General features: G+C 74.2%; 20 protein-coding genes and 3 tRNA genes. 10 read left to right on the forward strand and 13 right to left on the reverse strand.

The window, feature by feature from the left end:
- Nucleotides 1-26 precede the first annotated feature (26 nt).
- Nucleotides 27-1,022 carry a tRNA lysidine(34) synthetase TilS gene (gene tilS, locus ABD249_RS12645; RefSeq protein WP_344344114.1) on the reverse strand — a complete coding sequence of 332 codons (996 nt, stop codon included), beginning with the start codon at nt 1,020-1,022 and terminating at the stop codon, nt 27-29.
- A gap of 45 nt (nt 1,023-1,067) precedes the next feature.
- On the opposite strand from tilS, the gene ABD249_RS12650 reads away from it, so the two are divergent.
- Nucleotides 1,068-1,607, forward strand: coding sequence for an inorganic diphosphatase (locus ABD249_RS12650; RefSeq protein WP_344344116.1), 540 nt, complete (start codon nt 1,068-1,070; stop codon nt 1,605-1,607).
- A 73-nt stretch (nt 1,608-1,680) separates the two neighbouring features.
- On the opposite strand, the gene ABD249_RS12655 is transcribed toward ABD249_RS12650, so the two are convergent.
- Nucleotides 1,681-3,081 (reverse strand): peptidoglycan DD-metalloendopeptidase family protein, encoded by a 1,401-nt coding sequence (locus ABD249_RS12655; protein WP_344344118.1) that lies wholly within the window; start codon nt 3,079-3,081, stop codon nt 1,681-1,683.
- Between the two features lie 207 nt (nt 3,082-3,288).
- Here ABD249_RS12655 and ABD249_RS12660 point away from each other — a divergent pair.
- The 4 genes from ABD249_RS12660 (at nt 3,289) to ABD249_RS12675 (ending at nt 3,935) form a co-directional block, all read left to right on the forward strand.
- Nucleotides 3,289-3,361, forward strand: a tRNA-Glu gene (locus ABD249_RS12660).
- Between the two features lie 18 nt (nt 3,362-3,379).
- A tRNA-Asp gene (locus ABD249_RS12665) sits at nt 3,380-3,454 on the forward strand.
- A gap of 66 nt (nt 3,455-3,520) precedes the next feature.
- Nucleotides 3,521-3,593 (forward strand) — tRNA-Phe (locus ABD249_RS12670).
- A 120-nt stretch (nt 3,594-3,713) separates the two neighbouring features.
- On the forward strand, nt 3,714-3,935 hold the full coding sequence (locus tag ABD249_RS12675; RefSeq protein WP_344344120.1) for a DUF1653 domain-containing protein: 222 nt from the start codon (nt 3,714-3,716) through the stop codon (nt 3,933-3,935).
- 4 nt (nt 3,936-3,939) lie between these two features.
- On the opposite strand, the gene ABD249_RS12680 is transcribed toward ABD249_RS12675, so the two are convergent.
- A complete protein-coding gene (locus ABD249_RS12680; RefSeq protein ID WP_344344122.1) occupies nt 3,940-4,539 on the reverse strand; it encodes a 1-acyl-sn-glycerol-3-phosphate acyltransferase in 600 nt (199 codons plus the stop codon).
- Nucleotides 4,540-4,648: 109 nt separating this feature from the next.
- Here ABD249_RS12680 and ABD249_RS12685 point away from each other — a divergent pair, with 109 nt between their 5' ends.
- Nucleotides 4,649-5,104, forward strand: a complete 456-nt coding sequence (locus tag ABD249_RS12685; protein WP_344344124.1) for a hypothetical protein — start codon at nt 4,649-4,651, stop codon at nt 5,102-5,104.
- Here ABD249_RS12685 and ABD249_RS12690 read toward each other — a convergent pair.
- The 3 genes from ABD249_RS12690 to ABD249_RS12700 form a co-directional block, all read right to left on the reverse strand.
- Nucleotides 5,101-5,415 carry an SHOCT domain-containing protein gene (locus tag ABD249_RS12690; RefSeq protein WP_344344126.1) on the reverse strand — a complete coding sequence of 105 codons (315 nt, stop codon included), beginning with the start codon at nt 5,413-5,415 and terminating at the stop codon, nt 5,101-5,103. The two genes, ABD249_RS12685 and ABD249_RS12690, sit on opposite strands and share 4 nt — an antisense overlap.
- 132 nt (nt 5,416-5,547) lie before the next feature.
- Complete coding sequence (locus ABD249_RS12695; RefSeq protein ID WP_344344128.1) at nt 5,548-6,213, reverse strand: response regulator; 666 nt, start codon at nt 6,211-6,213, stop codon at nt 5,548-5,550.
- Entirely contained in the window at nt 6,210-7,382 is a 1,173-nt protein-coding gene (locus ABD249_RS12700) for a sensor histidine kinase (RefSeq protein ID WP_344344130.1), read from the reverse strand. The genes ABD249_RS12695 and ABD249_RS12700 overlap by 4 nt, the downstream gene beginning before the upstream one ends.
- 627 nt (nt 7,383-8,009) lie before the next feature.
- Between ABD249_RS12700 and ABD249_RS12705 the strand changes: the two genes are divergently transcribed.
- Together ABD249_RS12705 and ABD249_RS12710 are read left to right on the forward strand one after the other, a co-directional pair.
- Nucleotides 8,010-9,023, forward strand: coding sequence for an isopenicillin N synthase family dioxygenase (locus ABD249_RS12705; protein ID WP_344344132.1), 1,014 nt, complete (start codon nt 8,010-8,012; stop codon nt 9,021-9,023).
- Between the two features lie 41 nt (nt 9,024-9,064).
- On the forward strand, nt 9,065-9,430 hold the full coding sequence (locus tag ABD249_RS12710; RefSeq protein WP_344344134.1) for a hypothetical protein: 366 nt from the start codon (nt 9,065-9,067) through the stop codon (nt 9,428-9,430).
- Between the two features lie 7 nt (nt 9,431-9,437).
- On the opposite strand, the gene ABD249_RS12715 is transcribed toward ABD249_RS12710, so the two are convergent.
- The 4 genes from ABD249_RS12715 to ABD249_RS12730 form a co-directional block, all read right to left on the reverse strand.
- Nucleotides 9,438-9,974: a hypothetical protein gene (locus tag ABD249_RS12715; protein ID WP_344344136.1), complete on the reverse strand. Its 537-nt coding sequence runs from the start codon at nt 9,972-9,974 to the stop codon at nt 9,438-9,440.
- 38 nt (nt 9,975-10,012) lie between these two features.
- Nucleotides 10,013-10,927, reverse strand: a complete 915-nt coding sequence (locus tag ABD249_RS12720) for a bifunctional methylenetetrahydrofolate dehydrogenase/methenyltetrahydrofolate cyclohydrolase (RefSeq protein WP_344344138.1) — start codon at nt 10,925-10,927, stop codon at nt 10,013-10,015.
- Between the two features lie 13 nt (nt 10,928-10,940).
- Nucleotides 10,941-11,534: a cyclodeaminase/cyclohydrolase family protein gene (locus ABD249_RS12725; RefSeq protein ID WP_344344140.1), complete on the reverse strand. Its 594-nt coding sequence runs from the start codon at nt 11,532-11,534 to the stop codon at nt 10,941-10,943.
- A 112-nt stretch (nt 11,535-11,646) separates the two neighbouring features.
- Nucleotides 11,647-13,734 carry an acyl-CoA dehydrogenase family protein gene (locus tag ABD249_RS12730; RefSeq protein ID WP_344344142.1) on the reverse strand — a complete coding sequence of 696 codons (2,088 nt, stop codon included), beginning with the start codon at nt 13,732-13,734 and terminating at the stop codon, nt 11,647-11,649.
- Nucleotides 13,735-14,109: 375 nt separating this feature from the next.
- On the opposite strand from ABD249_RS12730, the gene ABD249_RS12735 reads away from it, so the two are divergent.
- Entirely contained in the window at nt 14,110-14,550 is a 441-nt protein-coding gene (locus ABD249_RS12735; RefSeq protein ID WP_344344144.1) for a hypothetical protein, read from the forward strand.
- Nucleotides 14,551-14,560: 10 nt separating this feature from the next.
- On the opposite strand, the gene ABD249_RS12740 is transcribed toward ABD249_RS12735, so the two are convergent.
- Nucleotides 14,561-15,976 (reverse strand): amidohydrolase, encoded by a 1,416-nt coding sequence (locus ABD249_RS12740; RefSeq protein ID WP_344344146.1) that lies wholly within the window; start codon nt 15,974-15,976, stop codon nt 14,561-14,563.
- Nucleotides 15,977-16,072: 96 nt separating this feature from the next.
- Between ABD249_RS12740 and ABD249_RS12745 the strand changes: the two genes are divergently transcribed.
- The gene (locus tag ABD249_RS12745) at nt 16,073-17,428 is read left to right on the forward strand and encodes an outer membrane protein assembly factor BamB family protein (RefSeq protein ID WP_344344148.1); all 1,356 of its coding nucleotides are present in this window, start codon (nt 16,073-16,075) and stop codon (nt 17,426-17,428) included.
- A 16-nt stretch (nt 17,429-17,444) separates the two neighbouring features.
- Here ABD249_RS12745 and ABD249_RS12750 read toward each other — a convergent pair whose 3' ends face one another.
- Both ABD249_RS12750 and ABD249_RS12755 read right to left on the reverse strand, forming a co-directional pair.
- A complete protein-coding gene (locus tag ABD249_RS12750) occupies nt 17,445-18,431 on the reverse strand; it encodes an EamA family transporter (protein WP_344344150.1) in 987 nt (328 codons plus the stop codon).
- Nucleotides 18,432-18,517: 86 nt separating this feature from the next.
- A complete protein-coding gene (locus ABD249_RS12755; protein ID WP_344344152.1) occupies nt 18,518-18,796 on the reverse strand; it encodes a hypothetical protein in 279 nt (92 codons plus the stop codon).
- Between the last annotated feature and the right edge of the window lie 13 nt (nt 18,797-18,809).

Genomic DNA, 18,809 nt, shown 5'->3' on the forward strand with positions numbered 1-18,809 from the left:
TCGCGAGCAGTGGGCTCGCGATGGCGTCAGGCCGCCGTGAAGAGCAGCAGCGAGCCGTCGCGCGCGACGCGGATGCCGGGCAGGTGGATGGGCCCCTGGCCGTGCCAGTCGGTGACGAGCCGCGACACCTCGAGGGTCTGCTGGCGCGAGAGCGACACGTGGAACTCGCTCTGCACCGCGAGGCGGATGATGCGCTGGCGCAGCGCCGGCGGATTCGCCGCGAGCGCGCCGGCATGCAGCGACAGCCCGCCCTCCGCGTGCTCCGCGAGGTCGTGGATCTGCTCCTGCGCGAAGTGCGCGAGCGCCTCCGCGTCCTCGCGCAGCTGGTCGGCCGTGCGCGTGAGCGCCTCGACGACGCCGCCGCCGAGCTCCTGGTCGAGGATCGGCAGCACGCGGTCGCGGACGCGTGCACGCAGGAAGCGGTCGTCGTGGTTGTGCGGGTCGCTCCAGGCGTCGAGGCCCTGGTCGTCGCACGCGGCCTTCGTGTCCGCGCGGCGGACCGAGAGGAACGGGCGGCGCAGGAAGCCGATCGCGGGGTGCATGCCCCACAGGCTCTCGGGGCCCGAGCCGCGGGCGAGGCCGATGAGCACCGTCTCGGCCTGGTCGTCGAGCGTGTGGCCGAGGAGCACCGCCGCCGCATCCAGCTCGGCCCGCGCCTTCAGCAGCGCCGCGTACCGCGCCTGCCGGGCCGCCGCCTCCGGCCCGCCGTGGCCGTCGACCGTGACGCGGCGCACGAGCACGGGATCGAGCCCGAGGTCGCGCCCCTGCTGCGCCGCGGCCTCTGCGACCTCCGCCGACGCATCCTGCAGCCCGTGGTCGACGACGACCCCGCCGACGCGCAGGCCCGCACGGGGCCCCTCGAACGCCGTCGCCGCGGCGAGCGCGAGCGAGTCGGGCCCGCCCGAGAGCGCCACGAGCACGAGCGATCCCTCGTCGATGCCGGCGAGCGACTCGCGCACCGCACGCCGCGTGTCGGCGACCGCGGGCGTGAGCCTGGGACGGCGGTCGTCGGGAGTGGGCATGCCATGATCCTATTGCCGATCGCAACACACGAGACAGGAGCACGGGTGGCCTACGACGTCGTCATCGAGATCCCCAAGGGGAGCCGCAACAAGTACGAGGTCGACCACGAGTCGGGGCGCGTCTACCTCGATCGCGTGCTCTTCACGACCTTCGTCTACCCCACCGACTACGGCTTCTTCGACGCCACGCTCGGCCTCGACGGCGACCCCGTCGACGCGCTCGTGCTGCTCGAGTACCCGGTGCCGCCGGGGGTGTTCGTCAAGGTCCGCCCCGTCGGCCAGCTGAACATGGAGGACGACGGCGGCATCGACACCAAGGTCATCTGCGTCCTCGACAAGGACCCGCGCTGGGCCCACATCCAGGACATCGACGACGTGCCCGAGCAGCTGCGGAACGAGATCGAGCACTTCTTCACGCACTACAAGGACCTCGAGCCCGGCAAGTGGGCGAAGCTCGGCGGCTGGGAGGGCGCCGAGGCGGCCGAGGCCACCGTGCGCGCAGGCTTCGAGGCCTTCGAGTCGTCCGACCACGCGAAGGGCGACGGCTCGGTCGACGCCCCGCAGCCGGGCCGCGACGTCGACTGACGCGACCCACGAACGCCGGGAGGGCGGCGCATCCATCGGATGCGCCGCCCTCCTCGCGTCCGCAGGGGTGGCGCTAGAGGTTCGCGCCCCTGGCCCGCAGGAAGGCGAGGGGATCCTGCGCGACGCCGCCGACGCGGATCTCGAAGTGCAGGTGGCAGCCGGTCGACCAGCCGGTAGAGCCCTCGTAGCCGACGACCTGGCCGGCGGCGACGGACTGGCCGTAGCCCAGCGGGGACGGCGCGGCCATGTGGTAGTACCGCGTCTGCACGCCGCCGCCGTGGTCGATCCAGATCATGTTGGCGCCGTAGGTGTCCTGACCGCGCACGGCGACCGTGCCGCCTGCCGCGGCGTAGATCGGGGTGCCGCAGCCGGCGACGATGTCGAGCCCCGCGTGGAGCTTCGAGAACGACCCGGTCACGGGGTCGGTGCGCCAGCCGAAGCCCGACGAGATGCGGCCGTAGTGGGGCGAGGTCCAGCCGCTGCCGGAGACGCCCGGGCCGGCGTAGCCGCCGCTGCCGCCACCGCCGCCGCTGCTGGCGCCGCCACCGCCGCCGCCGCCACCGCCCTGGGGTGCCGCAGCCGCAGCCGCCGCCGCAGCGGCAGCCGCCTGGGCCGCTGCGGCCTCGGCCGCAGCCGCACGCTGGCGGGCCTCCTCCTCCTGGCGCAGGCGCTCCTGCTCGGCGAGGTAGGCGTACCACTCCTGGCCCGCGTTGTAGTCGGCCTCGGTCGCGGCGCGGTTCTCCTCGAGCACGCTCAGCTGCGCCTCGAGCTCGGCCTTGTGCGCGTTCGTGCGATCGACGGCTGCAGCGGCCTCCGCGGCGGCCTCCGTCGCCGCGTCGAGCGCGGCGCTCGCCTCCTCGCTGAGGCGCGCGCGCTCGTCGCGGGCGACCGCGGCCTGGTCCTGCAGCGACTGCGCGGTGTTCGCATCCTGCTGCGCCTGCGTGTAGAGCGTGTCGGCGGAGGACGCGGCCGTGTCGAGCAGGCTCAGGCGGTAGAGCCACTCGTCGGCGCTGCCCGGGTTCGCGAACAGCTCGACGCTCAGGTCGCCGGCGCCGCCCGTGCGGGCGAGCTGGGCCGCGAGCTGCGATGCGGCGCGCTGCGACTGGTCGGCGACGCGCAGCGCGGCGCCCGCCTGCTCCTCGAGCTGCGTGGCGGTGAAGGCGGCCTCGTCGAAGCGCTCCTGGGCGGCCGCGGCCTCCTGCGCCCGCTGGTTCGCGACCTCCTCCGCGGCGGCCTGCTCGGTCTCGAGCCGCGAGATGAGGTCGCGGATCTCGGCGATCTGCGACTGCTGCGCGGCGACGTCGCCACGAGCGGCCTCGACCTCGCTCCACGTCGGGAAGCCCCATGCATCCTCGGCCTGCGCCGGGCTGCCGGGCGTGACGATCGTCGCGGCGAGCGCGGCGAGCGTCGCGCCTGCGACGAGGGCGAGCCTCAGTCGCGTGCGGCCACGCCTCGACTGCGTGGTGCTGTGCATGTGGGGGACCTCGCCACGGGGATGGGGGATGGTGCGGGCTGCAGCAGACTATCAACCATCACTTGAGAGTCAAGGATCCGCGCCGGCGGGCGGCGCGGCGGGGCACGGCCGCGACACGCCACACGACGGGCATCCGCCGCTCGGTTTGCACCCGCCCGCTCGGTGTGGGTAGAGTCATCCCTCGGTAGCCATGAGTCATCAACCCATGGCCCCATCGTTTAGCGGCCTAGGACATCGCCCTTTCACGGCGACAGCACGGGTTCGAATCCCGTTGGGGTCACGCTGGTCGATGATGCAAGGCCCTGTAGCGCAGTTTGGTTAGCGCGCCGCCCTGTCACGGCGGAGGTCGCGGGTTCAAGTCCCGTCAGGGTCGCGGTGCGGCCCCTCGCGAGAGCGAGGGGTTCACGCTAGGTACGGCCGGTCTCACCGCCCGACCTAGGGCTCTGTAGCTCAGTTGGTAGAGCGCACGACTGAAAATCGTGAGGTCACGGGATCGACGCCCGTCGGAGCCACGCAGCGGAGATTACACCGCTGCTGAACCCCCGCGTAGCTTCTACATCGCGGGGGTTCTTCCATGCCCGCCGCGACGCCCGCGCCTTCGCCCTCGTCGCAGGATCGACAGGATGCGAGCCATGAGCGACGACGTCACGCCCGGCATCTACGAGCACCACAAGGGTGCCCGCTACGAGGTGCTCGCGCTCGCTCGGCACTCCGAGACCGAGGAGTGGCTCGTCGTCTACCGGCAGCTGTACGGCGACCGCTCGCATTGGGTGCGACCGCTCGCGATGTTCGCCGAGACCGTCGAGCGCGACGGCGTCGCCGTGCCGAGGTTCGCGCGCGTCGCCGACGCGTGACGCGTCAGGCCGCTCGGCGGTCCTCGACGTCGTCGTCCTCGCTGCGGAAGCGCGGCTCGGTGCGCAGCTCGGGGCGCACGCCCGCCTTGTCGGCGTAGAACGCGCGGATGGCATCCATGTCGGTCGTGACGTCGCCCGTCATGCGCAGGGTCGGGCCGAGGCCCGCCGTCTCGGTCGTGATGTCGGGGTAGCCGAGCGTGACCGGCAGGCCGGTCGCGACGGCGATGCGGTGGAAGCCGCTGCGCCAGTGCGTCCCTGCGCCTCGCGTGCCCTCCGGCGTCACGACGAGCTGGATCTCCTCGCCGCTCGCGATGAGCGCGATCACCTCGTCGACGATGCGCGACGGATCGCTGCGGTCGACGGGGATGCCGCCGAGCCTGCGCATGATCCATCCGCCCGGTCCCTGGAAGAGCTGGTGCTTGCCGAGGAACCGCGGCGAGATGCCGTGCGACCACGCGATGGCGAGCATGAGGACGAAGTCCCAGTTCGACGTGTGCGGGGCGCCGAGGATGATGCGGGAGCCCGTGACGGCGGGGTCCTCGCGCACGAGCGTCCACCGGCTGCCCCGGAAGTAGAGGCGAGCGATCGCCCGTCGAACCGGCATGCGTGGCTGCGTCATCGATCCCCCATCCGCTCCCCCGAGGGTACGCGGCGGCGCATGCCGCGACGAGCGCGCCCCGCTCGCGTCCAGCCGGGCGGCGTAGCGTCCGGCCATGCGATTCGCGTGGACCGGCGACGGCGTGACGGCGGACGGACGGCTCGTCGCGACGTTCGACCAGGAGTGGCTGCGCGACCGGGCCGACGTCCGCCTCGAGGGGCAGACGTGGCGGTTCCGCAAGGACGGGCTCGGCGGCGGCTGGGCGGCCTCCCTCGACGGGGACGACCGCATCGTCGCGTCGAGCCTGTCGATGTGGCGCATGCGATGGGAGGTGCGGGCGCCCAGCGGCGTCTTCGAGGTGCACCGCACGTCGACGTTCCTCGCGACCACCTTCGAGCTGCGCGTGGGCGGCGCCGCCGTCGGGACGATCGAGAACGACGCCTTCTGGCGCTTCGTGCCCGTGCTCGAGGCTCCCGACGCCATGCCGCCGGCGGAGGCGGCGTTCGTGCTGTGGTTCGTGCGACGGGCCGTCGCACGAGCAGCCGCGACCTCCGCCTCCGTCTCGACCTAGCGCGCGGCCCGCTCGGAGCGCAGCACCGACAGGCGCGCGCGGTACTCGGTCTCGTCGATGTCGCCGTTCGCGAAGCGGGTCGCGAGCGCCGACTCCCCCGCCGCCGCCGCGTGCACGAACGGTCGACGCTGCATCGAGCGGCGGAAGAGCAGCACGAGCGTGACGATGAGCGCGATCGACAGGATGGGGCCGAGGATCGCGAACGGCCAGAGGCCGCCGGGGCCGCCGGGGCCGAAGCGCGTCGCGACGTCGGCGACCGCCGGGCCGACCTGCGGCAGCGACGCCGCGACCTGGGTGATGGTGGTGAGCATGGTGTCCTCCTCGATGCGACCACCGTGGCCGCGATGCAAGGCTCCCGCCGAGCAGGCCGCCAGCGCGTCCGGCCGCGGGATGCATCCGCCGCCTCCCTCGGGAGGCTCGCGTCGGCCCCGCGGAGGCTCGCGTCAGCCCTGCGCCCACCCGGGCCGCACGAGCCCCGACTCGTAGGCGAGGACGACGAGCCGCACGCGGTCGCGGGCCCCGAGCTTGCCCATCATGCGCGACACGTGCGTCTTGGTCGTGAGGGGGCTCAGCACGAGCCGCTGCGCGATCTCCTCGTTCGACAGCCCCTCGCCGACGAGCGCGAGCACCTCCCGCTCGCGCTCGGTGAGCCCGGCGAGCGGTGCGTCGTCGACGGGGCGGATGCCGCGGGCGACCCGCTCGAGCAGCCGCCGGGTGACGCCGGGGCTCAGGAGGGCGTCGCCGGCGGCGACGACGCGGACGGCGCGCAGCAGGTCGACGGGGTCGGCATCCTTCACGACGAAGCCGCTCGCCCCGGCGACGATCGCCTCCCCCACGAGCTCGTCGAGCTCGAACGTCGTGACGACGACGATGCGCGTGCCGGCGAGCTCCGGGTCGGCGACGATCGTCCGCGTCGCCCACAGCCCGTCGCGGCCCGGCATGCGCACGTCCATGAGCACGACGTCCGGCCGCTCGGCGTGCACGAGCGCGACCGCCTCCTCCCCCGTCGCCGCCTCGCCGACGACCCGCATGTCGTCCTCCGAGTCGACGAGGGCATGGAGGCCGGCGCGGATGAGGGCCTGGTCGTCGACGACGGCGACGGTGATCACGATGCCTCCGGGAACGTCGCGACGATGGCGAAGCCGCGCTCGGTCGGGCCGGCCTCGAGCGTGCCGCCGAGCAGCGCGACCCGCTCGCGCATGCCGACGATGCCCGTGCCAGCGCCCGCCGGTGCCGTGGGCTGCGCGGGGGTTCGTGCGCCGGCGCCGTCGTCGACGACCCGGACGGTCACGCCCTCGGGCTGCCGCTCGACGTCGATCGCGACGTGCGCGCCGGGCGCGTGGCGTGCGGCGTTCGTGAGCGCCTCGCGCACGATGCGCACGATCGCCGACTGGATGGCGGTCGACGGCCGCGGATGGAGCCGGTCGACGAGGGCGGGATGGATGCCCATGCCGGCGGCGCCCTCGACGAGCGCGGGCAGGGCGTCGAGGCTCGCCTCGGGCACGAGCGGACCCTCCGCCTCGCCGCGGAGGACGCCGAGCATGTGCCGCACGTCGTCGAGCGCCTGCCTGCTCGTGTCGCGGATGGTCGCGAGCGCCTCCGTCGCCCGTGCGGGCTCCCGATCGGCGAGGTGGAGGGCGACGCCGGCCTGCACCGAGATCGACGACAGCGAATGGGCGAGCACGTCGTGCAGCTCGCGCGCCATGTCCTCGCGCTCGCGCGCATGCCGCGTGCGCGCCAGCTCCTCCGCCTGCTCGCGCGCACGCCGAGCCTGCTCGCGGCGGGCGCGACGGGCGACGGCGACGACGAGCACGGCCGCGAGGGCGATCGACGTCATGACGGTCGCGACGAGCATGCCGCGCGTGCCCTCGAGCACGGCGACGGCCGTGACGCCCGCGCCCAGGAAGAGGGCGATGCCCGCCGCCGCCCATCCGGCGCGGCCGGCGCGCGCTGCGAGCACGACGACGACGGCGAGCGGCAGCGTGGCGGGCGGCAGCGGCACGAACACGAGCATCCACGCCGCCGTCGTCACGACTGCGGCGACGAGGGTGCCGGCGCGCGGCCAGCGATCGGCGGCGAGCACGGCGAGGGCGCCGAGCACCGTCGCCGCGAGGCCGATCGCGAGCGTCCACCCCGCGGGTGCGACGCCGAGCTCGCGCGCCCACGCGGCGCCGGGATGCCACGCCGACGCGGTGGCGCGCCAGATGGCGATGGCGCCCGGGATCGCGAGCGCGGCGACCGCGCCGAGGATCGCGAGTCTCGTCGGGCGCGCGGGCATGGCGTCAGCGTAGGCCAGCGATGCGCCGGTCGGCGTCCGCCTGCGGGAGGCGTTCGGTGCCTCCCGCGGGAGGAGGTGCGGCCTGCGCCGACTGGTCACGTTCCGCGCCGACCGGTCACGTCCTGCGCCGACCGGTCACGAAGTGCGATCGATCGGTCCACATCTGGACCGCTCGACGGGCGTGGGCCGCAGAACGCGACCTCTCGACGCAGGATGCGACCGCTCACGGGGTGGGGCAGCCATCCTCCGCGTCCTCGGACGTCCCGGTGGCCGAATGGTCACGATCTGCGCCGAGGGGTCACGACGTGCGGCCGAACGGTCCAGATCTGGACCGCTCGACGGTCGAGTGGTCCAGATCTGGACCATTCGGCGAGCGTCGGCCGCAGAACGTGACCGATCGACCGCCACCGCACGCAGAACGTGACCGGTCGACCACCACCGCACGCAGAACGTGACCGGTCGACCACCACCGCACGCAGGACGCGACCGATCGACCACCACCGCACGCAGGACGCGACCGGTCGATCACCCCCGAACCACCCGCCCCGCGTCACACGAGGACGCACGCCGCGTCATGTGACGACGCCGCCTCGCGCCGCGTCGGCGGCCGGGGCTACCGTGCCTGCCATGGCGAACCTCCCCGTCCTCGACCTCTCCGACCTCGATCGCGGCGAGGCATCCGCCGCGTCCTTTCGCACCCGGCTGCGCGAGGCGACGCGCGACCAGGGCTTCCTGTACCTCGTCGGCCACGGCATCGATCCCGACCTGCAGAGCCGCGTCCACGGGCTCGCCCGGGCGTTCTTCGCGCTGCCCGAGGCCGACAAGCTCGCGATCGAGAACGTCGGCAGCCCGCACTTCCGCGGCTACACGCGCGTCGGCGGCGAGCGCACCGAGGGCGCCGTCGACTGGCGCGAGCAGATCGACATCGGCCCCGAGCGGCCCGCCGTCGACCGCGACGACGCCGACTACTGGCGCCTCCAGGGGCCGAACCTGTGGCCCTCGGCGCTGCCGGAGCTCGAGATCGTCGTGCGCGAGTGGCACGACCGGCTCACCGAGGTCGGGCAGCGACTGCTCGCCGCCTGGGCCGAGTCGCTCGGCGCACCCGCCGACGTGTTCGACGCCGCGTTCGCCGAGCCCTCGACGCTCATCAAGATCGTGCGATACCCCGGCACCTCCGCCAGCAGGAAGGGCCACGGCGTCGGCGCCCACAAGGACTCCGGCGTGCTCACGCTGCTGTGGGTCGAGCCCGGCAAGGACGGCCTGCAGGTCGAGATCGACGGCGAGTGGGTGGATGCGCCGCCCATCGAGGGCGCGTTCGTCGTGAACGTCGGCGAGCTGCTCGAGCACGCGACGGGCGGCTACCTGCACGCGACGCGGCACAGGGTCGTCTCGCCGCGCTCCGGCAGCGACCGCATCTCGATCCCCTTCTTCCTGAACCCGGCCCTCGACGCGCGCATCCCCGTGCTCGAGCTGCCGCCCGAGCTCGCCGCCGATGCGCGCGGCGTCTCCGACGACCCGGGCAACCGCATCCACGCCACCTACGGCGAGAACGCCCTCAAGTCGCGGCTGCGCGCGCACCCCGACGTCGCCGCGATCCACCACCCCGACCTCGTCGCGGCACGAGCCGCGGCGGCCGCCTAGCCAGGGCGCGACTCGGCTGCCCACCCGCCTACGCTGGAGGGATGCTCACGCGACGCCAGGCCGCCATCCGGCTCGACATCCCGCTCGAGATGGCGCAGCGGCACGGCATCCCCTCCTCCATCGCCGAGGATGCCGTCGCAGCGCTCGAGACGGATCCGCCCGCGTGGCTCGTGCAGTCGCGCGCCAACCGGCCCGCGGGCGGGCGCCCGGTGTGGGTGCGCCTCGAGTGCGTCGTGTGCGGGCTCGTCGAGTGGGAGCGCCCCAAGAAGTGGTGGCCCGAGCTCATGGCCGTCGTCTGCGACCGCCACGACCCGTCCGAGGCGCCGCGCCCGGCCGCCGGCACGGTGCGCGCCGAGATCGACGGCATCGGCGTGCGCTTCGTCGGACTGGTCGACAGCCCCGCCTGACGCGGGCTCAGTGCACCGCGAGCTCGACGACGAGCACCGCGACGCCGAGCAGGGCGATGCCGACGAGGGCGCCCACCTTCACGCCAAGCCGGACGCGCAGCCTGCGGACCGCGAGCAGCGTGACGAGGACGAGGGTCAGGACGAGCACCACCGAGATCGTCCGCAGGGCGACGTCGAGCCCGAGGAGGCCGAGGGCCGCGGCGCCGAGCAGCACGAGCGGCAGGACCACGACGCTCAGCGAGCCGAGGCTCACCCACAGCAGGTGGCGGATCTCGGCGCGGTCGGGCAGCGCCTCCTCCCGCACCATGTGCGCGAGGAGGTCCGAGACGAGCACGGCCAGCAGCGTGCCGAGGACGGTGAGCACGAGCGTCGTCGCGGCGCCGCCGACGCTCGCGTGCGTGCCGGACCGCTCGACGGCGATCACGACGGCGAGCGACGTGAACGTGACGTAGATGCGCTCCTTCAGCGCCTCGGCGCGCTGCGTCGCATCCGGGCGTCGTCGCCCTCCGTCGGCGGCAGGGGGCTGCGGGTGCGCATCGTCCATCCGGTCACCGTACGACGTGCCGCCCTGCGGCGCGGGCGTCAGTCCCGCAGCGTCTCGACGAGCCGCACGAGGTTGCGCGTCGCCATCGTGACGGTGAGGGGGCCCACGCGCGGCACGAACGCCGAGGCCACCTCGAGCGCAGAGTCGTCGAAGTTCCGGCGCTCCGCGACGTCGACGAGCAGCGCGCCCGGCTTCAGCTCGGCGCCCGTGATGGGCTCGAACGACGCCGACGGCACCGCCGAGACCACGACGTCCGCCTCGGCGAGCGCCTGGGCGCGCGTCGCGGTCGAGTCGCGCACGTCGTGCGTGTGGCGGCCGATCGCGGGCTCGAGCAGCAGCGAGCCGTGCACGTCGAGCGAGTGCACGCGGGCGCCGTCGTTCGCGAGCATCGCCGCGAGCGGCCTGCCGACGATGTCCGAGCGGTTCACGACGCACGCCGTGATGCCCTCGAGCGGCGCCTCCGAGCCCTCGCCGCGCATGCCGGCGTGCTGCAGCAGCTTGAGGATCGCGAGCGGCGTGCACGGCAGGATCGCCCGCTGCGCGCCGGCGTCGTCGACGAAGCGCCGGTTCTCGTACAGCAGGCGGCTCCAGAAGGAGTGCATGCCCTCGATGTCCTTGCGCGGGTCGACGAGCTCGCGCAGCCAGCGGTCCTGGGCGGACCCGAGGAGCGGGTAGTAGAGGAAGATGCCGTCGACCGAGGCGTCGGCGTTCGCTGCCGCGATCGCCGCCTCGACCCCGCTCGGCTCGACGCGCTGCACGTCCATGGCGATGCCGACGGCCTCGCACGCACGCGACGCGTGGCGGGCGTAGGTGGCGGCCGGGCCGTCCTGCTGGCTGAGGATGCCGACGATGCGCAGCGAGCGGCCGCGCTCGGCGAGCGCCGAGACGGAGGCGCGCACCTCGTCGCGGTAGGCGCGCGCGACCTCGGTGGGGTCGACGACGGTCGCGGTCATGGGGTCTCCTGGATCACAGAGCGGTGAGGATCGCGTCCCACGCGCGCTGCCTGCGCTCGTGGAGCGCGGGCTCGCCGTCGAGGCCCGCGAGGTTGACGTCGGCGGTGCGCAGGGCGGCGCGCGCGGCACCCAGCAGCAGGTCGCGGCCGGCGAGCACGTCGCTGCGCACGTCGGCCTTCACGAGCGGCTCGACCGCGACCGAGAACGCGACGGCCTCGAGCGCGGCATCGGCGACGTCGAGCGGCGCGACGGTCGCGACGACCGTCTCGACGCGGATGGCGGCCGAGCGATCCGCGCGCTCCGCGTCGTCGTCGCGCGGCATGCGATACGCGGCCATGAGCGCCTCGAAGACCTCGACGTCGGCGTCGACCGCGGTGCGCAGCGTGCCGAGGATGGCCTCGCCGCGCTCACGCGCCTCGCGCAGCGTCGCGGCCGTGTCCTCGTCGGTCCTCGGCGACGCGAGCGTCACGTCGATCGCCATGAGCACGAGCGCGGTGCCGAGCGACGCGGAGACGCCGGAGATGGAGCCGCCGCCGGGCGTCGGATCGGAGGACGCCGTGCGCCGCAGCAGCTCGTCGCCGGTCGCATCCCACAGACTCTCGCTCACGTGCTGCGACGATACCGGGCCGAGCGCACCCGCCGCGCCCCGTGCGTCCGCCGCGGACGTGCGGCGGGCGAGCGCATCCGTCGGATGCGCCCGCCCGTCGTGCACGGCTCGCTCAGCGGCGGCGGGGGCTCCGCTCGGGCGTCGGCAGGGTGCCTGCGGCCCGCTGCGCCTCGTAGTACGCCTGCGCCTCGGCCTGACGGTCGCCCTCGGCGCCCGTCGCGATCGCGGCGCGCAGGTGCTCGTCGCCGAGCCCGAAGGCGTCCACGAGGTCGAGCGCGTGCGGGCGGATCTTCACGAGCAGCCGCTCGATCGTCGAGCGGACGACCTTCGCACGGGCGCCGGACAGGCGGCCGTTGGCGAGGTACCAGGCGAGGTGGCGCTCGAGCAGCGTGAGGGCGAAGAGGTCGCGCACCCACGTCATGACGCGTGCGGTCTCGCCCGACATGCGCTCGACGGCCTCCGTCAGCGCCTTCCACTGCTGCAGCTCGGTCCAGGCCTGCGCGGCCTCGATGAGCTCGTTCTGCACGTTGTTGAACGCCTTCGACGACTTCGCCTGGTCGCCGCGCGGCACGTGACGCAGCCGTCCGGCGATCTCGGCGACCATCGTCTCCACGCGGTCGGTGAGCAGCTCGCGCTGCACGGCCGTCTGGCGCAGGGCGCGGGATGCCGTGGCCGGCTTGCCGAGGTCGCGCACGTCCTGCGCCACCTGGTGCAGGCCGACCTGCGCGGCGGCCCGGCCGGCGAACTCCTTCGCCGCGAACTGCGCGAGCTGCGTCGCCGACGCACCCTTGAACTGCTTCGCGAAGTCGCCGAGGAGGCGCTTGCCGACGAGCTGCAGCATGACGGTGTTGTCGCCCTCGAACGTCGCGTAGATGTCGAGGTCCTGACGCAGCGACGTGATGCGGTTCTCGGCGAGGAAGCCGGCGCCGCCGCACGCCTCGCGGGACTCCTGCAGCGTGTCGAGCGCCGCCCACGTCGACATGGCCTTGAGGCCGGCGGCGAGGGTCTCGAGGTCCTCGCGGTGCTCGGGGGTGTCGGTGCGGCCCGAGAAGACGCCGTCGAACTCGGTGAGCAGGCGGTCGTGCGCGTAGGACATGGCGTACGTCTCGGCGAGGCGCGTGAAGAGGCGCTTCTGGTGCCTGCGATAGTCGAGCAGCACCTCCTCCTCGACGTCGCTCGATGCCGTGAACTGCCGGCGCTCGGCGCCGTAGCGGATCGCGATGGCGAGCGCGGCCTTCGAGGCGACGACGGAGGCGCCGTCGAGCGACACGCGGCCCTGCACGAGGGTGCCGAGCATCGTGAAGAAGCGGCGTCCCGGGCTCTCGATCGGCGACGAGTAGGTGCCGTCGGCCGCGACGTCGCCGTAGCGGTTCAGCAGGTTGAGGCGGGGCACGCGCACGGCGTCGAAGTGCAGCCGACCGTTGTCGATGCCGTTGAGGCCGCCCTTGAAGCCGTCGTCCTCGCCGCCGATGCCGGGCAGGAACGCACCCGTCTCCGGGTCGCGGATGTCGACGTAGAAGGCGTGCACGCCGTGGTCGACGCCCTTCGTCACGAGCTTCGCGAACACGACGGCGGCGAGGCCGTCGTTCGCGGCGTTGCCGAGGTAGTCCTTCCAGGCGCCGCGGAACGGGGTGTGGAGGACGAACTCCTCCGTCGCCTCGTCGTACGTCGCGGTCGTGCCGATCGACGCGACGTCGGAGCCGTGCCCCGTCTCGGTCATGGCGAAGGCGCCCGGCACGTCGAAGCGCATGATGGGCGGCAGCAGGGTCTCGTGGTGCCGCGTCGTGCCGAGGTGCAGCACCGCGGCGCCGAACAGGCCGTACTGCACGCCCGACTTGATCTGCAGCGACGGGTCGGCGAGCACGAGCTCCTCGAAGCCCGCGATGTTGCCGCCGTGGTCGTCCTCGCCGCCGATGGAGGCGGGGAAGGCGACGAGCACGGCGCCGTCGTCGGCGAGCAGGCGCATCTGCCCGAGGACGCGGGCGCGGTGGTCCTCCATCGTGAGGTTCGCGATGCGCTGGTAGTCGGGGTTCGCAGCCTTCGCACGCGCGGCGAGGCGACGATCGGCCCACTGCCCGAGCAGATCGCGGCCGAGCCAGTCGACGTCGATCGTGCCGGTGCGCGGGGTGGGCGCGAGGTCGAGGGGCGCGTGCGCCTCGTCGGCCTCGAGCGGCTCGGATGCGGACAGGGTGTCGACCACCGGATCCTCCTGGATTCCCTCGTCGGATGCTGGTGTCGGCGACGCTACGCCTGCGCCGATGGTTCGTGGGCAGCGTTGTCGTGGGCGACAGGTCCGACCCCGCACGCCCCGACGCGCATTGTGGGATACCTCCTGCGCATCGGGGTATCCGTGGTGCCGACCCGACAAGCCTGCGCAGCGATGCGGTCGGGCGCAGGCCCGGAGGGTGGGCGCTCGGTACCGTCGCACCATGCCGACCACCCCCGCGATCGCCTCGCACGACCACGCGGACGCCGGGCGCAGCCGTGCTCGCCCCCCGGAGCGCATGCCCCGTCGGGCCGCCGAGCACGCGACGCGTCCCCTCGACCACCCTGCGTCGCCGATCGAGGCCCGGCCGTGATCCGCCTCCGCGGCGAGATCGCGGCGATGCTGCGCGTCCTCGGGCTCCCTCAGGGTCACGGCGACGTCCTCGACGCCATCGCGCTCGCGGGTCGTCCCGGTGAGGTCGACGGCTTCCTGCGCGACGACGGCACCACGGCCGACTACCTCGTGCTGCGCTCGGTCGGCACCGAGCTGCGATGGATCGACGGCGCGCTGGCGTCGGTCCTCATCCGCACCCAGCCCGAGGAGGGCTACGGCACGCATCCCCGACCGCACGCCCTGATCGACGGGCTCTCCGCCACCGCCACGCGCCAGGAGGTCCGTGATGCGCTGGGAGCCCCCGAGGCCTCGGCGCCACGTTGGGACCGCTACCGCGTCGAGGGTGGCTACGTCCTCTTCCGGTTCGCCGACGAGCGGACCTCGCGCATCACCGTCATGCAGGACGTGCCCCGCTAGCGACCCTCGATCACAGCGCCGCGTGCACGACCTCGCCGCCGACGACCGTGAGGTCGACGGGCATGGTGCGCAGCGCCTCGGGGGCGAGGTCCGCGCCGATCGCGACGAGGTCGGCGGGCTCGCCCACCGCGATGCGCGTGCGCGACGACGCGTCGATCGCGGTCGCGACGTCGATGCCCTCCTGCGGCTGCCACGGCGCATCCCCGTCGCGCGTGCGCGTCACGGCCGCAGACATCGCGATCCACGGATCGAGCGGGGTCACGGGCGCGTCGGAGCCGAGGATGACGCGCACGCCCGCGTCGAGCAGCGAGCGGATGCGGTACGCGAAGCGCTCGCGGCCAGCCCAGTAGAGGGCGACGAGCTCGCGGTCGTCGAGCATGTGCTCGGGCTGCAGCGACGCGACGACGCCGAGGCTCGCCATCCGCACGACGTCGGCGTCGGTCGCGAGCTGCGCGTGCTCGATGCGGCCCGTGACGCCGACGGACTCGAAGACGTCGAGGACGGCGCCGAGCGCGGCGTCGCCGATCGCGTGCACGGCGTTCGTCAGCCCCATCCGCCTGCCGCGCTCGAGCACGTGGGCGAGCGTCGCGGGCGGCACCTCCATGACCCCGCGCCCGCCGTCGGGGTAGGGGTCGTGGCAGAAGGCGGTGCGGGTGCCGAGCGAGCCGTCGGTGATGACCTTGAGCGGGCCGACGTGCACGCGCTCGAGGATGCGCCTGCCCGTGCGGTCGCCGCGCGCCTCGGCCACGTCGAGGTCGTGCGGGTAGACGCCCACCTCGACGCGCACGGGCGGCGGCGTGCGCGCGGCCCACGCCCCCACGGCGTCGTCGAGGTCGAGGTCCGTGATGCCGACGACCCCGCGCCGCGTCGCGTCGGCGAGGGCGTCGCCGATCCACCGGCGACGCAGGACGTCGTCGGCCGTGGCCTCGAGCCGCGCGAGCGCCGAGAAGCTCGCACCCTCGCGCAGCATGCCGTCGTCCGGCAGGTCGACGTCGAGCATGCGCCCCATCGCCGAGCTCGACCACGTCGCGTGCAGGTCGGCACCGATGGCGGTCACGGGGCGGTCGCCGGCGACGGCGTCGAGCAGGGCGCGCGTGGGCGCATCCGACCACAGCCCCTCGCGCATGCCGACAGCCACGAGCGGCTCGTCGCCGGGAAGCATGCGCAGGGCGTCGCGGATGCGCGCGGCGGCCTCGGCCGCGCTGCCGACGTCGGAGAGCGAGACGCGTCGTCGATGGGCCGCCCACGTCGACAGATGCACATGCTCGTCCCACAGCCCGGGCAGGAGCGTGCGGCCGTCGAGGTCGACGTCGCCATGCCCGGCGCCGGTGCCCGGGGTCGATGCGGCGATGGTGGCGATGCGGCCGTCGCGGACGTCGAGGTCGACGACGGATCCGTCGAGCAGGCGAGCGCGCGTGATCCTCACGGCGACACGCTACCCGCGCCGCGCGCCCGCGAGACGCACGCGAGACCGCCGAGCCGCGACAGCGCGCATCCAGGCGGCGCGCCTAGCGTGACCGCCATGCACGCCCTCGATCGCCGCACCCTGCTGACGGGCTCCGCCGGCCTCCTGGGGCTCGGGCTCCTGACGCTCGCCGGATGCGCGTCCGGCGACCCGGCGGCGTCGCCGTCGCCATCGGCCAGCGGGCCCGACCCGATCGACGACGCCCTGCCGGACCTGACGCTCACGCGTCTGTTCGGCCAGAAGGTCACGCCGTCGACCGCGTTCTACTCCATGGCGCTCGCCGGCGATCGCGTCATCGTCTACGACGACACGGACACGATCGAGGGACGGCTGCTCGCGCTCGACGCGACGACCGGCGCGACGGCATGGTCGTTCGCCGACGTCGAGCCCGCCGTCGTGGCGCTCGGCATCGGGGCGACGTCGTTCGCACCCTCGACGCTCGTGACCGCGGGCGCCGACGGGGACGCCGTGCTCCTCTCCACGACCTATCAGAACCCGTGCCCGGGCGGTGCGGCGATCTGCTCGAACGCCTCGACCGAGGCCACCGCGGGGCTCGGGGTCGTGGCGGTCGACCTGGCGGGTGGCGGCATCCGCTGGCACGCGATCGTCGTGCCGTCGCTCGACCGCAGCGATCCAGCCTCGACGCTCGCGAACGACTCGGCCGTCGAGCCCATCGGCGGCACCGAGACCGTGGTCGTCGTCCGGGCGGGCCTCGCCGGGCTCGTCGTGCTGCCGGGGGGCGAGGCTCCCGAGCGCGAGGAGCAGGCACGCACCATCGGCCTCGCTGCCGCCGACGGGAGCGTGCTGTGGGAGCGCCCGGGGCTCGTCGTCTCGAGCGTGACCGACGTCGTGGTCGCGATGCGGCGCGAGGCCGGCGTCGTCGTCGACGTCGTGCTCGACCCCGACACGGGCGAGGAGCTCTGGCAGGTGGAGTCCGGCCTCCGCGTCCTCGAGGCCGGCGCGGGCATCCTGGCCATCGGCGACCAGGAGGCCGGGCGCGTGCTGCTCGTCGACTCCACGACGGGCGAGGAGCTCGCGACGGTGTCGGAGGGCGCACCCGGCGATGCCGCGCTGACCACGGACGTGCGCATCGGCACCGACGTCGACGGCGGGCCGCTGGCCGCCTGGGGCAGGGAGATGCTCGACGTCGACGTCGACGACCCGTCGTGGCGGCAGTGGTCGTGGGCGGGCGACGAGGCTCGCCCCGGCATCGAGCGCTCGCAGGAGATCCTCCTGCTCTCGAGGATCGACGCCGGCTACGCGTGGCACTCGGCGGGCTCCACCGCCGTCGTCGCCTGCGACCGGTCGGGCGCCGCGCGGTCCGAGCGCGTGCTCGGCACCATGCGCGGCATCGGCGCGGGGCGACTGCTCGTCGAGTCCTCCGTCGGCTTCGACCTCTACGAGGTCGCCTGACGCGAGCGGTCGCGGATCAGGCGGTGCCCGGGCGCGCGGCGGGGTCGACGTCGCGCTCGGCCGGCGGATCCTCGACGACGCTCGCGATCGTGATGGGGGCCGTCACGGGATCGGGTGCGCGGCGACGGCCGCGGGCGACGTCGGCGATGCGTGCCGCGACGCCGTTGGCGATGGCGATGCCGACGAGCAGCACCGCGCCGCCGACGAGCTCGGCCGGCGCCGGGCGCTCGCCGCGCACGAGCACGCTCGTCGCGATGCCGATGACCGGCACGAGCATGGCGAACGGCACGACGCTCGATGCGGGATGGCGCGCGAGCAGCGAGTTCCAGATGCCGTAGCCGACGAGGCTCGCGACGACCGCGGTGTAGACGATGGAGCCGATGCCGAGCGGGCTGACGTTCGCGAGCGCGTCGACGATGCGCTCGGGGCCGTCGACGGCGAACGAGAGCGCGGCCATGGGCACGGGCACCACGATCGCCGACCACACCGTGAGGCCGAGTCCGCTCGCGGCGCCCGCCTTGCGCGTGATCACGTTGCCGACCGCCCACGTCGCGGCGGACACGATGACGAGCGCGAGGGCGATGAGCGGCACGTCGCCCGATCGGCCGAGCGCGACGATCGCGACGCCGACGACGGCGATCCCGATGCCGAGCAGCTGCACGCGGCCCGGTCGCTCGCCGAGCACGAGCGCCGACGCCGCGATCGTCACGATCACCTGCACCTGCAGCACGAGCGAGGCGAGCCCGGGCGGCATCCCGAGCGACAGCCCCAGGTAGAGGAGGGCGAACTGGCCGAGCGACATCGTCGCTCCCACGGCGAGGATCGTCGACCAGGGCAGGTCGGGCTTCGGCACGAGGAAGATGGCCGGCACCAGCACGACGGTGAACCGCAGCGCGAGCAGCAGGAAGGGCGGCAGCTCCTCGAGGCCGATGTCGATGACCACGAAGTTCGAGCCCCACAGCAGCACCACGAGCAGGGCGAGGGCGACGTGGCGGGGAGGCATGCGTCCATCCTCGCCGGTCGCGGCCCGCTCCACCGCCGGCCAGTGGCCGACTCGTGGAGCGACGGCGACGGCCGCGCCGAGCCCGCTCACCGCAGGCTGCGCTGCACGCGGAGCGCCGGCCTGGGCGCGGCGGCAGCGGCCGAGCGGTACTCGGCGAGGCGCGGTGGCACGGGCGCCGTGCGAGCGGCCGCGAGCGCCGCACGAGCGTCGGCTGCGGCGCGGCGCATCGCCTCGGGATCGAGCAGCCGGCTGCGCAGCTCGGGATCGACGGCGCGGGCGCGCAGGCCGTCGGTGCGGAGGTCGCGGATCGTGCCGACGACGGCGGCGAGGGCGAGGAGGGACAGGAGGACGAGGAAGGTGCTCATGGCAGCAATTGCA

Source organism: Agrococcus versicolor (genome assembly GCF_039531815.1).
Lineage (GTDB): Bacteria > Actinomycetota > Actinomycetes > Actinomycetales > Microbacteriaceae > Agrococcus > Agrococcus versicolor.

What these genes read in the sequence shown, in the direction of transcription:
- ABD249_RS12745 (WP_344344148.1), top strand. Translation starts at nt 16,073, where the DNA reads ATGCACGCCCTCGATCGCCGCACCCTGCTGACGGGCTCCGCCGGCCTC.
- ABD249_RS12680 (WP_344344122.1), bottom strand. Translation starts at nt 4,539, where the DNA reads ATGCCGGTTCGACGGGCGATCGCTCGCCTCTACTTCCGGGGCAGCCGG.
- ABD249_RS12755 (WP_344344152.1), bottom strand. Translation starts at nt 18,796, where the DNA reads ATGAGCACCTTCCTCGTCCTCCTGTCCCTCCTCGCCCTCGCCGCCGTC.
- ABD249_RS12750 (WP_344344150.1), bottom strand. Translation starts at nt 18,431, where the DNA reads ATGCCTCCCCGCCACGTCGCCCTCGCCCTGCTCGTGGTGCTGCTGTGG.
- ABD249_RS12710 (WP_344344134.1), top strand. Translation starts at nt 9,065, where the DNA reads ATGCTCACGCGACGCCAGGCCGCCATCCGGCTCGACATCCCGCTCGAG.
- ABD249_RS12705 (WP_344344132.1), top strand. Translation starts at nt 8,010, where the DNA reads ATGGCGAACCTCCCCGTCCTCGACCTCTCCGACCTCGATCGCGGCGAG.
- ABD249_RS12690 (WP_344344126.1), bottom strand. Translation starts at nt 5,415, where the DNA reads ATGCTCACCACCATCACCCAGGTCGCGGCGTCGCTGCCGCAGGTCGGC.
- ABD249_RS12685 (WP_344344124.1), top strand. Translation starts at nt 4,649, where the DNA reads ATGCGATTCGCGTGGACCGGCGACGGCGTGACGGCGGACGGACGGCTC.
- ABD249_RS12675 (WP_344344120.1), top strand. Translation starts at nt 3,714, where the DNA reads ATGAGCGACGACGTCACGCCCGGCATCTACGAGCACCACAAGGGTGCC.
- tilS (WP_344344114.1), bottom strand. Translation starts at nt 1,022, where the DNA reads ATGCCCACTCCCGACGACCGCCGTCCCAGGCTCACGCCCGCGGTCGCC.
- ABD249_RS12655 (WP_344344118.1), bottom strand. Translation starts at nt 3,081, where the DNA reads ATGCACAGCACCACGCAGTCGAGGCGTGGCCGCACGCGACTGAGGCTC.
- ABD249_RS12715 (WP_344344136.1), bottom strand. Translation starts at nt 9,974, where the DNA reads ATGGACGATGCGCACCCGCAGCCCCCTGCCGCCGACGGAGGGCGACGA.
- ABD249_RS12720 (WP_344344138.1), bottom strand. Translation starts at nt 10,927, where the DNA reads ATGACCGCGACCGTCGTCGACCCCACCGAGGTCGCGCGCGCCTACCGC.
- ABD249_RS12700 (WP_344344130.1), bottom strand. Translation starts at nt 7,382, where the DNA reads ATGCCCGCGCGCCCGACGAGACTCGCGATCCTCGGCGCGGTCGCCGCG.